Source organism: Myxococcus eversor, from assembly GCF_010894455.1.
Classification (GTDB): Bacteria; Myxococcota; Myxococcia; order Myxococcales; family Myxococcaceae; genus Myxococcus; species Myxococcus eversor.
Window position 1 is genome coordinate 358934 of the sequence record NZ_JAAIXY010000012.1, and the last position, 15158, is coordinate 374091.

At 70.3% G+C, this 15158-nt stretch carries 1 protein-coding gene; it reads right to left on the reverse strand.

Going from position 1 to position 15158, the window contains the following annotated elements; translation table 11 throughout:
- Positions 1-15: 15 nt before the first annotated feature.
- A partial coding sequence (locus tag G4D83_RS25160) for a non-ribosomal peptide synthetase (protein WP_163867352.1) occupies positions 16-15158 on the reverse strand: 15143 nt, incomplete at its 5' end.

Sequence of the window (15158 nt, forward strand, 5' to 3'; positions counted from 1 at the left end):
ACCTCGCGTTCCTGCTCAGCGCGACGACTTCAGCGCTTCCTTCAGTTGCGCGGCCAGCGTGTGCACGCCGGGCTCACGCAGCAGGCCGTAGTGGTCTCCCTGCACTGCGAGCCGCCGCAGCCCCACTCCGATGAGAGAGGACCATCCTCCATCCGCGGGCAGGTCCGCGTCGTGTTCGGTCGCCTTGAACAGCAGCGCGCGCGTGGACAGGGGCTTCGCCACGTAGCGACGCGCGGCACCCAGGTTCGCCTCGAAGACCCGCAGCAGTGCCTTCAGTTGCTCGGGGTCCGTTCCGGGCGGCAGGACTCCCGCGCGCGTGCTCGCCGCGAGCAGGTGCTCCAGGGCCGCGTCCGGCTCCATCGTGGCGAGCGCTTCGAAGTCGAGTTCCAGGTTCGTCAGCGAGGCCCCGAGCAAGTCCCTCGCGAACAGGCCGACCATCTGCAACCGGTCCAGCTCCGACGGCTCCTGGGCCCGCGTCACGTCCGGGGCGTAGCTGTCGATGAGCGCGAGCAGCTCCACCTGTTCTCCCCGCGCGCGGAGCTGCTGGGTCATCTCGTAGGCGATGACGCCGCCGAGCGACCAGCCTCCCAGCAGATAGGGCCCCGAGGGTTGGACCTCACGCATCGCCTCCACGTAGGCCCGCGCCATCTCCTCGACGGAGCCTCGCGGTGTGGCCTCTCCATTCACACCTCGCGCCTGGAGGCCGATGAAGGGACGGTCCGCTCCGAGTCGGCGGGCCAGCTCGGCGTAGGCGAGGACGTTGCCTCCCACCGGGTGCACGCAGAAGAACGGCGTCTTCCCATCCGGACGCAGGGCACCGAAGGGCACCAGCGTGGACGGGGTGAGCGGGGCGTTGCCGCTGAGCAGCACCGCGAGCTGCTCCACAGTGGGCGCTTGGAAGAGCGCGGCCAGCGGAACCGGACGGCCCACCGCCTCGCTCACCGCCGCCATGAGGCGCACGGCCATCAGCGAGTGGCCACCCAGCTCGAAGAAGCTGGCGCGGACTCCGACGGCGCGGACTCCGAGCACCTCTTCCCAGATGCGCACCAGCCTCAACTCCAGCGATGTCCTCGGCGGGAGCGTGGCTTCCGTTCCAGTGGCGTCGAGGGACGGCTCTGGCAGGGCCCTCGTGTCCACCTTGCCGTTGAGCGTCAGGGGCAGGGCGGGCAGGGCGACGAAGGCGGACGGCACCATGTACTCGGGCAGGCGCTGCTGGAGCCATGTCCTCAGCGTCATCGCATCCGGTGCGGACGGCGTGGAGGCCACGACGTAGGCCACGAGCCTCCGGTCTCCCGCGCCATCGTCTCGTGCCACCACGACGGCGTCTCGCAGGGACTCGTGCTCGCGGAGCACCGCGGCGACCTCACCGGGTTCTACCCGGAAGCCGCGCACCTTCACCTGGAAGTCCATGCGTCCGATGAACTCCATGCGCCCATCCGCGAGCCAGCGCACCCGGTCTCCCGTGCGGTACATGCGCGCCTCGCTCGCCGTGCTGAACGGGTCCGCGAGGAAGCGCTCCGCCGTCAGGTCCGGACGCCCGAAGTAGCCTCGGGCCACCTGGGGCCCTCCCACGTACAGCTCGCCGGGCATCCCCACGGGAAGGGGTCGCAGGGCCGCGTCGAGCACGTACAGGCGCGTCTGTCCCAGGGCCCGACCGAGCGGGACCTGCGCGGGAGCATGGTCACCGGGCGGCAGCTCCACCCGCCCCGCGAGGACTCCCACCGTCGTCTCCGTCGGCCCGTAGTGATTGAAGACCTCGCACTCCGGCGCGAGCGCATGGACCTTCTCCAAGAGCGCCCACGAGGACGACTCTCCGCCCAGCACCAGTCGCTTGCGTGGCAGCACGCATCGGGGCTCCGGCGCCGTGAGCAGCGCGGCCAGATGCGACGGGACGACCTTCATGGAGTCCACCGCGTGGCGCTGGAAGTACTCGGCCACTCCCTCCGGACTCCGCGCCCGCTCCTGTGTCAACACGTGCAGCAGCCCACCCGTGACGAGCGCGGGGAACAACACCGTGTTGCCCAGGTCGGCGGCGAAGGTGGAGACCATCGCGAAGCTCGCGCACTCGGTCAGCCGCAGTCGCTCGATGGCCGCGTGCACGTAGCTCATGAGCTGGCCATGCGGCACCGCCACACCCTTGGGCCGCCCCGTGCTGCCCGACGTGAAGAGCACGTAGGCCAGGTGTTCCGGACCGGCCTCCACTCCCGTTGCATGAAGGGGCTCGTTCGCGAGCACCGCCGCGTCCGCATCCATCCGCACACACCGGACCGCGAGTCCGTCGAAGGCGCCCGCGTGGCGCGCCTCCGTCACGACAATGGGCGCCGACACTTCCTCCACCAGCCCGCGCAGTCGCGCCGCGGGCTGTGACGGCTCCAGCGGGACGTAGGCTGCTCCCGCCTTGTGGACCGCGAGCAGCGCGGCGACCACTTCCACACCTCGTTCCAGGCACAGGGCCACGGGCACATCCGGCCCGGCGCCCAACGCACGCAGGTGATGCGCGAGCTGGTTGGCGCGCTGGTCGAGCTGGCGGTAGCTCCACTCCTGGTCCTCGCAACGAAGCGCTGGGGCCTCGGGCGTCCGCGCCGCCTGTTGCTCGAAGAGTCGAGGGAAGGGCAGTCCCGGCCGGGCCGTCTCGTTGACGGCATTCGGGAGCAGTCGCTTCCGCTCTTCGTCCGTGAGCAACGAGAGGGTTGCCAGCGGTGCATCCGGCGTTGCGAGCGCGCGCTCCAGCAGGTGCTGGAAGTGATGCAGCAGGCGCTCGGCCGTGGCCGGTTCGAACAAGTCCGTGCTGAAGGCGAGTCCGCCCTGGTAGCCGTCGGCGGCGCGGGTCATGTGGAGGTTGAGCTCGAACTTGGTCGAGCTGTGCTCCACGTCCACGTTCTTGAGTGTCAGGTCCGACAGCGCGAGCTCCGGAGTCGGCGTGTCCTGCAGCACGAACATGGCCTGGAACAGGGGCGTGCGGCCCAAGTCCCTGGCGGGCTGCAGCTCCTCCACCAATCGCTCGAAGGGGAGGTCCTGATGTTCGTAGGCCCCCAGTGTGGTGTCACGCACCTGGGCCAGCAGGCCTCGGAACGTCAGCTCCGGCGTGAAGCGCGCGCGCAGCGCCAGGGTGTTGATGAACACGCCCAGCAGGCCTTCCGTCCGTGCATGACGCCGCCCCGCGATGGGCGAGCCGACCACCACGTCGTCCTGCCCCGAGTACCGCTGGAGCAGGGCCTGGAACGCGGCCAGCAACAACATGAAGGGGGTGACCTTCTCCTGCCGGGTCGCCGTGTCCACCGCATCGCTCAGCGCGGGAGACAGTCTCAAGGACGCCAGTCCGCCCTGCGTCGAGAGGACCGCTGGACGGGGCCTGTCCGTGGGCAGCTCCAGCGCGGGGGCAACGCCATCGAGGTGACGCTTCCACCACCCGAGCTGCTCGCTCAGGGCCTCACCCTTGAGCCAGCCACGCTGCCACACCGCGTAGTCCGCGTACTGCACCGGCATCTCAGGCAACGGCGACGGGGCTCCTCGCTGGAAGGCCTCGTAGAGCTGGGTCAGCTCGCGCACCAGCACACCCATGGACCAGCCGTCCGAGACGATGTGGTGCATGCACACGAGCAGGACGTGTTCCGTCCCGGTGACGTGCAGCACGGTGACTCGCAGCAGGGGCCCCGTGGCCAGGTCGAACGGCCGGAGCGCGTCCTCCGTGGAGAGGCGGAGCACCTCGGCTTCACGCTGCTCGGGAGACAGCGTCGTCAGGTCCACCGTGTGGAACGACTGGCTCACCGCCGGGTGGATGACCTGTCGTGGCTCGCCGCCTTCCATGCGGAACGTGGTGCGCAGTGACTCGTGACGCCGCACCAGCGCGTCGAAGGCCTGCTGGAGCGAGGCCAGGTTCACCGCGCCCTGGAGCTTCAGCGCCCAGGGGATGTTGTAGTGCGCCTGTCCCGGCTGGAGCTGGTCCAGGAACCACAGTCGCTGCTGGGCGAAGGACAGCGGCAGCGGCCCTTCGCGCGGCACGGGCACCAGCGGCGGCAGCACCATCCGCTTGTGTTCCGTGGACAGCCCTTGCTGGAGCCGCTCCGCGAGGCCCGCCAGGGTGGGGGACTCGAAGAGGGCTCGGACGCCCAGCTCCAGTCCCAGGTCCGCGCGGATGCGCGCCACCAGTCGCGTCGCCATCAACGAGTGGCCACCCAACTCGAAGAAGCTGTCGTGACGGCCCACGCGGGGGACCTGGAGCAGCTCCGTCCACAGCTCGGCCAGTTTCGACTCGAAGGGCGTCGCGGGCGCCTCGTGGGGCCGCCCCGTGTCGAAGCCCGACGCGTCCGGCACCGGGAGGGCCTTGCGGTCCACCTTGCCGTGCGTCGTCTGCGGCAGCGCGGACAGGTACATGACGTGCGCGGGCACCATGTACTCGGGCAGCCGCTGCCGCAGCCACGCTCTCGGGTCCTCGCCCGTGGGGGCCTTGCCGTCAGTCGTGACGACGTAGGCGACCAGGCGCTTGTCGCCCGGCATGTCTTCCCGGACGATGACGGCCGCCTCTCGCACCTCGGGATGCGTGCGCAGCGCGGACTCGACTTCTCCCAGCTCGATGCGGAAGCCGCGCACCTTCACCTGGAGGTCGATGCGTCCGAGGAAGCGCAGCGCGCCGTCCTCCGTCCAGCACACGCGGTCTCCCGTGCGGTAGAGGCGCTCGCCCGGCATGGTGGCGAAGGGATGCGGAACGAAGCGCTCGGCGGTGAGCGCCGGACGTCCCTGGTAGCCCCGCGCGAGGCCAGGGCCTCCGATGAACAGCTCTCCGGGCACGCCCACCGGGACAGGCCGCAGCGATGCATCCAGGACGTAGACCTGGGTGTTCGGAATGGGCCTGCCGATGGGGACCGAGTCGCCCTGGACCTTGCCGGGTGACAGCGCCTGCTGCGTCGTCACCACGGTGACTTCCGTGGGGCCGTACGCGTTGGTGAGCGCGAGCCCTCGCGCCAACCGCTCGCGAGCCGTGGGGACGGGCAGCACGTCGCCACCCACCCACAGCCGGGGCAGTCGGGACAGGGCCTCCGGCTCGTGCTGCTGCATGACGTCGAAGAGGGCGGTCGCCAGCAGCGCGGTGGTGACACGGTGCTCGTCGATGACCCGGGCCAGCTCCGTCACCTCCGGGGTGCTCGGCGGGTACACGGCGAGCCGGGCACCCGTGAGCAGCGCGCTCCAGATCTCCAACGCGGTGGGGTCGAACGTCAGCGGCGCCACCTGGAGGATGACCTCACCCGGTTCGCGGGACGCGAAGCCCATGCCGAAGACGAGGCGCAGCACACCCCGGTGGGTGATGGCCACGCCCTTGGGCGTTCCCGTGGAGCCCGACGTGTACGTGACGTACGCGAGGTTGTCCGAGCCGAGCGGCACGGAGAGCGGCTCCGTGGACTGGCTCGCGATGCGGACCGCGTCGGTGTCGAGCGCCACCACGGGCCACGCGCCCGAGGGCAGCACGCCCTGGACCGCGCTCACGGTGAGGACCCCGGCGACGCTGGAGTCCTCCAGCATGAAGGCGATTCGCCGCGGCGGATGGGCCGCGTCGAGCGGGACGTAGCAGCCGCCCGCCTTGAGGATGCCGAGCAGCGCCACGTAAAGCTCAAGGCCGCGCGGGATGCACACGGCGAGGCGCGGCTCCTGACCCAGCCCCAGGGACAGCAGATGCCGAGCGAGCTGGTTCGAGCGTGCGTCGAGCTCCGCGTAGGTGAGGCGCTGGCCCTCGAACTGGAGGGCGATGGCCTCGGGCGTCCGCTTGACCTGCTCGGAGAACAACTGGGGCAGGGTGGCTTCGGAGGGGTAGGCCGCGCGGGTGTCATTCCACTCGACGAGGACTCGCTGGCGCTCCGCCTCCGTCATCAACGACAGGGTGGACAGTGGCGCGTCCGCTTCGGCGACGGCCGCTTCCAGCAAGCGCAGCAGGTGTGCCCCGAGGCGCTCGACGGTCGAGCGCTCGAACAGCTCCGTCTTGTAGGAGAGGCCTCCGATGTAGCCCTCTGGCGACCGGACCAGGGCCAGCTCCAGCTCGAAGCGGCTCACGGTGTGCTCCACGTCCACGCTCCGCAGCGTCAGCTCCGGCAGCGCCATCTCCGCGGTCGGCGTGTTCTGCAAGACGAAGAGGGACTGGAACAGCGGCGTGCGGCTCAAGTCACGCGTTGGCTGAAGCGCCTCCACCAGGCGCTCGAAGGGGATGTCCTGGTGCTCGTAGGCCCCGAGCGTCATGTCGCGGACCTGGGCCAGCAGGCGCCGGAACGTGAGGTCCGGCGCGAAGCGGGCGCGCAGCACCAGCGTGTTGACGAAGAAGCCGATGAGGCCCTCCGTCCGGGCGTGGTGTCGCCCCGCGATGAGCGAGCCGACGAGGATGTCGTCCTGCCCCGAGTACCGGTGCAACAGCGTCTGGAACCCGGCCATCAACAACATGAAGGGCGTGACGCGTTCACGGCGCGCCAGGGCCTCCAGCGCGTCGCTGAGCGCGCGTGACATGTTCAGGGGAACGCTCGCGCCCTGGTGCGAGAGCACCGCCGGGCGAGGCTTGTCGGTGAGCAGGTCGATGGTTCCGGGCGCTCCCGCCAGTTGTCCCTTCCACCAGTCGAGCTGCGTCTGGAGCGTCTCTCCCTGGAGCCAGTCGCGCTGCCAGCGGGCGTAGTCCCCGTACTGCATCGGCAGCTCCGGCAGCGGCGATGGGAGGCCGTGGCGGAACGTCTCGTAGAGCTGGACCAGCTCGCGCACCAGCACCGTCTGGGACCAGCCGTCGGAGATGGTGTGGTGCATGCACAAGAGCAGCACGTGCTCGTCCGGCTCCAGCACCACCAGCGTGGTGCGCATGAGCGGACCCGAGGCGAGGTCGAACGGAAGCGTCGCGTCCTCCATCGCGAGCCGCGTCGTCTCTTCCGACCGCTGCTCGGCGGACCTGCTCGTGAGGTCCACCACCCGGAGGTTTCCGGGCAGGGCGGGGTGGATGACTTGATGAGGCTCTCCCGCCACCGCGTGGAACGTGGTTCGCAGCGTCTCATGGCGGCGCACCAGCTCATCCACGGCCCGGCCGAACGCGGTGTGCTCCACGCGTCCGGACAGGCGCAGCGCCACGGGCATGTTGTAGAGCGACGTGCCCGGCTGGAGCTGGTCCAGGAACCACAGGCGCTGTTGCGCGAAGGACAGGGGCACGGGGCCTTGTCCGCGATGTCTTCCCAGCTCGGGCAGGGACGTGCTCGACGTCGCTCCGGAGAGGCGCTCCGCGAGTCCCGCCAGCGTGGGGGCCTCGAAGAACGCTCGCAGCCCCAGCTCCACGTTGAAGTCCTCGCGGACGCGCGCCACCAGCCGCGTGGCCATCAGCGAGTGGCCTCCCAGCTCGAAGAAGTTGTCGCGGCGGCCCACCGTCGGGACTCGCAGCAGCTCGCGCCACAGCTCCGCCAGTCGCTCCTCCGTGGGCGTCGCGGGCGGCTCGAACTCTCGCGTGACGCGATGGAGGTTCGCGTCCGGCGCGGGCAGGGCCTTGCGGTCCACCTTGCCGTTGGGCGTGAGCGGCAGCACCGCGAGCGGCACGAAGGCCGCCGGCACCATGTACGGGGGCAGGTGTCGCTGGAGGTGGTCATGCAGGGCCAGCACGTCCAGTTCCGGCATCGCCTCCGGTGTCGCTCCGGCGGGCACCACATACGCCACCAGGCGCTTGTCGCCGGGGACGTCCTCTCGCACCTGCACCACCGCGTCCCGGACCTCCGGGACAGCGCGGAGCGCGGCCTCGATTTCACCCAGCTCGATGCGGACGCCGCGCAGCTTCACCTGCGTGTCGCCTCGGCCCAGGTACTCCAGGCCTCCGTCCCGTCTCCAGCGGGCCTTGTCGCCCGTGCGGTAGATCCGCGCTCCCTGTCCGAAGGGACTGGGGATGAAGCGCTCCGCCGTCAGGTCCGCGCGTCCCAGGTAGCCCCGCGCGACGCCCTCGCCGCCGATGTACAGCTCGCCCACCACGCCCGTCGGTGCGGGCACGAAGGCACTGTCGAGCACGTACGTCGTCACGTTCGTCAGCGGCCGACCGATGGGCACTTCCTGTGCGCCCTGGGAGGACGCGATGGACATCAGGTCCACAGCGGTGGCCACCGCCGTCACCTCGGTCAACCCGTAGGTGTTGCGCAGGGGAATGGCCGTGCCCACGGTGCGCCGCCACGCGGCGACCCGCTCGGGGGCCGCGCGCTCGCCACCCATCACCACCCACTTGAGTTGGATCGGCAGGTGGGCGCGGCCTTCCTCCAGGCTCGCGGTGATTTCGTGCCAGAAGGCCGTGGGCAGGTTGAGCTGCGTCACGCCCGCCGCCTCGCACTTCGCGAGGAACACCTCCGGCGCGTCCAGCATGTCCGGGGTGCGCAGCACCAGCGTCCCGCCTCGCGTGAGGCAGGGGTAGATCTCCTCCGCGCTCGTGTCCCAACTGATGGACGCGAACTGGAGCATCCGGTCGCCCGGCTCCACGGGATAGGTCTTCCACGCCGCTTGCGTGAAGTTCACCAGCGAGCGGTGCTGCACCACCACGCCCTTGGGTCGCCCCGTCGAGCCGGACGTGTACAGCACGTACGCCGCCGCCTCTGGAGGCACGTCCACGGTGAGGGGAGCCACGTCACCGTCACGAGGCACCGTGTCCACGTCCAGCCAGATGCGCCCGGCCGCGTCTCCCAGCTTCTCGCGCACCAGTCCGCGCGACACCACGACTCGCGCGCCGCTGTCCTCCAACATGAAGGCCAGTCGCTCCGCCGGGTACTCCGGGTCCAACGGCACGTAGGCGCCGCCGGCCTTGAGCACCCCCAGCAGCGACACCAGCAACTCCACCGAGCGCTCCATGCACACTGCGACGCGCGCCTCCAGGCCGATACCCAGCTCGCGCAGCCTCCGCGCCAGTCGCGAGGCCCGGGCGTCCAGCTCGCGATAGGTGACGGAGTCCTCGCCCGATACCACCGCCGTCGCGTCCGGCGTCCTGGCCACCTGCGCCTCGATGAGCGCGTGGATGCGCGCATCCGCGGGCAGGTCCTCGCGCTCTCCCGTCCACTCCAGGAGCAACTGCTGGCGCTCCTCCGGTGGCAACAACGGCAGCTCCGCCAGCGGCGTCTCCGGCGACGCGATGATGGCGCGCAGCAGCAGCAGGAAGTGCGCGGAGAAACGCTCCAGGGTCGCTCGCTCGTAGAGGTCGGTGCTGTAGCTGAACGCTCCGCCGAAGCCCTCGGGGGCGCGGAACAGGTCCAAGCCCAGCTCGAACATGGCGAGGCCCGTGTCGTCGATGTCCGCCGCCGACACGGACAGCTCCGGCAGGACGATCTCCGGCAGGGGCGCGTTCTGGAGCGTGAACATGGCCTGGAACAGCGGCGTGCGGCTCGCGTCGCGCTGAGGCGTCAGCTCCTCGACGACCTTCTCGAACGGGACGCCCTGGTGCTCGTACGCGCCCAGCGTCCTGTCGCGCACCTGCGCCAGCATCTCGCGGAAGCACTGCTTCGGGCCGAAGCTCGCGCGCAGCACCATCGTGTTCACGAAGAAGCCGATCAGCCCCTCCGTATCTCCCACGTTGCGGTTGGCGATGGGCGAGCCGACGAGGATGTCGTCCTGCCCCGAGTACCGGTAGAGCAACGTCTGGAACGTCGCCAGCAACACCATGAAAGGCGTGGCGCCTTCCTTGTTCGCCAGCGCCTCCACCGCCTGGGAGAGCTTCAGCGGAATGCGCACGTCGAGGACGGCGCCCCGGTGATTGAACACGGCCGGACGCGGCTTGTCCGTGGGCATGTCCAGCGCGAAGGGCGCGCCCTCCAACTGCTGCTTCCACCATCCGACCTGCGCCTTGAGCGTGTCGCCTCGCAGCCACGAGCGCTGCCACACGGCGTAGTCCGCGTACTGGATGGACAGCTCCGGCAGCGGCGATGGCAGGCCCCGACGGAAGGCCTCGTACAGCGCCGTCAGCTCGCGCACGAACACGCCGAGCGACCAGCCGTCCGAGACGATGTGGTGCACGTGGAGCACCAGGATGTGCTCCTGGGGCCGGAGCTTCAGCAGCAGCGTCCGCAGCAGCGGGCCCCGGGCCAGGTCGAATGGACGACGGGCCTCTTCGTTCACCAGCCGGTAGGCCTCCGCGGTGCGCAGGTCCTCCTCGTCGATGCGCGACAGGTCCACCTTCTGCACGGGCACGAAGGTCGCGGGGTGGATCTTCTGGACGGGCTGTCCCGCCTCGGAGCGGAACGTGGTGCGCAGCGACTCGTGGCGCCGGACCAGCTCGTCGAAGGTGCGCCGGAGGGCGCGCTCATCCAGCGTGCCCTCCAGGCGCAGCGGGAACGGGTTGTTGTACAGCGTGGACCCGGGCTCGAGCTGGTCGATGAACCACAGGCGCTGCTGGGCGAACGACAGCGGCAGGTCCGTGGTGCGCGGCACTCGCGTGAGGGCGGGGGCCTTCACTCCCGTGGCCGAGCCGAGCCGCGCGGCCAGGGTCGCCACCGTGGACGCGCCGAACAGCTCGCCCAGCGGGAGCTCCACGCCCAGCGTGGCGCGGATTCGCGACACCACCTGCGTCGCCAGGAGCGAGTGGCCTCCCAGCTCGAAGAAGTCATCGTGGATGCCCACGGTGTCGAGGTGCAGGACTTCCGCCCAGATGGCCGCGAGCCGCGCCTCCAGCGGGCTTCGCGGCGCCGCGTCCTCGGCCGTCGTGACGGGCTGCTCCGGCAGGGGCAGGGCCTTGCGGTCCACCTTGCCGTTGGCCGAGAGGGGCAGGGCGGCCAGCTCGACGAACGCCGAGGGCACCATGTACTCGGGGAGCTGGCGCTGGACGAAGGTCTTCAGCGCCGCCAGGTCCACGCCCGCGACCTCCGGCACGACGTAGGCGACGAGCCGCTTGTCACCGGGGACGTCCTCGCGAGCCACGACGATGACCTCTCGCATGCCGGCGAAGCGCCGCAGCGTCTCCTCCACCTCGCCGGGCTCGATGCGGAAGCCGCGAATCTTCACCTGGAAGTCGACGCGGCCCAGGAACTCCAACATGCCGTCCGCGCGCCAGCGCACCTTGTCTCCGGTGCGGTACAGCCGCGCGCCCGGAGTGGTGGCGAAGGGATGCGGGACGAAGCGCTCGGCCGTCAGGTCCGGGCGGTTGAGGTAACCCCAGGCGAGGCCGTCGCCTCCGACGAACAACTCTCCCGGGACTCCTGGCGGCACGGGCTGGAAGGTCTCGTTCAGCACGTACGTCGTCGAAGCCGACAGGGGTCGGCCGATGGGGACCGAGCGCTCGGGTGAGTCCCCGGCCCTCAACGTGTGCGTGGCGGAGAAGGTCGTGTTCTCCGTGGGGCCGTAGCCATTGATGAGCACGGCCTCGGGAGACAGCCGCGCGAGGTGCTCTCTCACTCGCTGCACTGGCAGTACATCGCCGCCCGCGAGCACCTGTCGCACGCCCGCCAGGGCCTCGCCCTGATGCTGCACCACCTGGTCGAACAGGGCCGCCGTCAGCCACAGCGCGGTGACGCCGGAGTCCTTCAGCAGCGCCCCCAGCGCTTCGAGCGACTGCGCCTTCGGCGGCGCGAGCACCAGCCGGCCACCGTTGAGCAGCGCGCCCCAGATCTCCAGGGTGGAGGCATCGAACGCCACGGGCGCGAGCTGGAGGAAGACCTCCCGGGGACCGAAGCGCATGAACGTGTTGCCTTGCACCAGTCGCAGCACGCCCCGGTGGGGCACGCAGACGCCCTTGGGCGTGCCCGTGCTTCCCGAGGTGAACATCACGTAGGCCAGGTGCTCCTCGCCCACGGTGCTCGCGAGCGCGGACGTCGGCCGCGTCGCGATGTGGCTCCACTCCGCGTCCAGGAGGACAGGCAGGCAGCCCAGCTCGGGCAGTTCGTTCGCGATGTGCTCCTGGGTGAGGAGCACGCTGACGCCGGCTTCACGGACGATGTGCGTGAGGCGCTCGGCCGGATAGGTGGGGTCCAGCGGTACGTAGGCCGCGCCAGCCTGAAGGATGCCGAGCATTCCGATGATGAGCTCGGGCGAGCGCTCCACGCACAGGCCCACGCGCGCTCCGGGCCGAACGCCCATGCCGTGGAGATGGTGGGCGAGCTGGTGGGCTCGCGAGGCCAGCGCCGCATAGGTGAGCTGCCCCGCGGCGTACTTGATGGCCACGGCATCGGGTGTGCTCGCCACCTGTCGGGCGAAGCCCTCGTGAATCGACGCGGGCCGGGGCGTGGGCACGGCGGTGTCGTTCCACTCCACCAACACGCGACGACGCTCCTCGGCCGTGAGCATCGAGACCTGGGTGAGGGGCAACTCCGGCGCGGTGATGACCTCTTCCAGCAGCACTCGCAGGTGGCTGGCCATCGCCTCCACGGTGTCCGGGTCGAACAGGGCGGTGGCGTAGTTGATGCCACCCCGGAAGCCGGTCTCCTCGCGGTGGAAGGACAGCTCCAGGTCGAAGCGGATGACGCCGTGGTGGTGGTCCATGGGCCGCAGCGACAGTCCTGGCAGGGACAGGGTCGGCAGGGGCGCGTTGTGCAGCGTGAAGGAGACCTGGAACAGCGGCGTGCGACTGGCGTCACGCGCGGGGTGAAGCTCCTCCACCAGCTTCTCGAAGGGGACGTCCTGGTGCTCGAAGGCCTCCAACGTCGTGTCCCGGACCTGCTTCAGCAGCTCGCGGAACGTGGCCTGGGGCTGGATTCGCGTGCGCAGCACCAGGGTGTTCGCGAAGTAGCCGATGAGGTCCTCGGACTCCGTCAGCCGCCGGCCGGCGATGGGCGAGCCGACCACGATGTCGTCCTGACCGGAGTGCCGATGCAGGACGAGCTGGAACGCCGCGAGCAACACCATGAACGGAGTCGCACCTTCCTGGCGTGCGAAGGACTCCAGCGCCTCCGTGAGCGGGAGGGGCAGGTGCATCAGCGCCGCGGCGCCCTGGAAGGTCTGCTGCGGTGGACGGGGTTTGTCCGTGGGCAGGTCCAGGTGCGTCGGCGCGCCCGCGAGCTTCTCGCGCCAGTAGCCGACCTGCTTCTCCAGCACCGGCCCCTGGAGCCAGGCGCGCTGCCATGCGGCGTAGTCGGCGTACTGCACCGACAGCTCGGGCAACGGGGACGGACGCTCCGCATGGAAGGCCGCGTAGAGCGCGGCCATCTCGCGGACGAGGACGCCCGTGGACCAACCGTCGGAGACGATGTGGTGCATGTTGAGCACCAGCGCGTGCTCGGACTCGCCCAGCTTCAGCAGGAGCGCGCGGGCCAGGGGGCCGCTGAGCAGGTCGAACGGACGTCGCGCTTCTTCCAGGGCCAGTCGCACGGACTCCGTCTGGCGCGCCTCGGCGTCGGTGATGGACGTGAGGTCGACGAACTGGAACGGGAGCGGGAAGGGCGGGTGGATGACCTGGATGGGTTCATCGTTGTCCACGCGGAACGTGGTGCGCATGGCCTCGTGACGCTCCATCAGCGCGTCGAAGCCACGCTGGAGCGCGGAGAGGTCGAGCTCACCCTCCAGCTTCAGGGCGAGCGGGATGTTGTACGCGCTGACCGCGCCGGCGAACTGGCTGATGAGCCAGAGGCGCTGCTGCGCGAAGGAGAGCCGGAGTCGTCCCGTGCGGTCCACGCGGACCAGGGGCGGTAGCTCCTCTCCGGGCTTGGAGCCCTGGGAACGGGCATCCAGTCGCGCCGCGAGCGCGGCCACGGAGGGGGCCTCGAACAGCGTGCGCAGGGGAAGCTCCAGACCGAGCGCGGCCCGGACGCGGACGACCACCTGCGTGGCGAGCAGCGAGTGGCCGCCCATCTCGAAGAATCCCTCGTGAATCCCGATGCGCTCGATGCCGAGCACCTGCGCGAAGAGGGTGGCGAGGGTCTCTTCAAGAGGCGTCCGAGGCGCGACGTACCGGCCGGGCTGTGCGACGGGAGCCTCCGGAGCGGGGAGCGCCTTGCGGTCCACCTTGCCGCTGGGCGACAGCGGCAACACGCCCAGGTGCGTGAAGGCCGAGGGCACCATGTACTCGGGCAGGCGCGGCTGGAGGTGGGCCTTGAGCAGGGCCGCGTTCAGCGGCTCCGCGTCTCCAGTGACGTAGGCGACGAGGCGCTGGTCACCGGGAGAGTCCTCGCGAACAAGGACGACGGCGTCACGGACGGAGGGGTGAGAGAGGAGCGCGGCCTCGATGTCACCGAGTTCGATGCGGAAGCCGCGCAGCTTCACCTGGAAGTCGGAGCGGCCGAGGTACTCCAGGGTGCCGTCGGGGAGCCAGCGAGCGACGTCCCCGGTGCGGTAGAGGCGAGCCTCGGGCGAGTCGGAGAAGGCGTCGGGGATGAAGCGCTCGGCGGTGAGCTGGGGCCTGCGCCAGTAGCCGAGGCCCACCTGGACGCCGCCGATGAAGAGCTCCCCTGGGACGCCAATGGGAGTGGGCTGTCCGTGGGAGTCGAGGACGTAGAGGCGGGTGTTGGCGACGGGCCTGCCGATGGGGACGGAGGAGAGGGAGGAGCCGCGAGCGCAGTGGAAGAAGGAGACGTCGACGGCGGCCTCGGTGGGGCCGTAGAGGTTGTGGACCTCGGCGGAAGCCGGCAGGCGCGCATGGGCCCGGGCTACGAGGTCGGCGGTGAGGGCCTCACCACTGCACACGACTCGACGCAGTCCGGAGAGCTTCTCAATGCCCGGCTCCTCCAGGAAGGCGCGGAGCATGGAGGGGACGAAGTGGGCGGTGGAGACGCGCTGCTCGGCGATGAGGCGGACGAGGTAGGCGGGGTCCTGGTGTCCACCGGGCTTCGCGAGGACGAGTCGCGCCCCAGTGATGAGGGGCCAGAAGAACTCCCAGACGGAGACGTCGAAGGAGAAGGGAGTCTTCTGAAGGACGGTGTCTGAAGCCGTCAACTCGTACTGCTGCTGCATCCACAGCAGGCGGTTGACGATGCCGGAGTGGGCATTGATGGCGCCCTTGGGGCGGCCAGTGGAGCCCGAGGTGAAGATGACGTAGGCGAGGGAGTCAGCGCCGGCCAGGGGCGGAGGAGTCGTGGTGGGCTGGCGAGAGAGGGCGGCCGAGTCGGAGTCGAGGCACAGCACGCGAGAGGCGTGAGGCGGGAGGACGGCTTTGAGGTGCTCGTGGGTGACGAGGACGGGAGCGTCGGCGTCCTCCAGCATTCCAGCGAGGCGCTCGCGGGGGTAGGCCGGGTCCAGGGGGACGTAGGCGGCGCCGGACTTGAGGA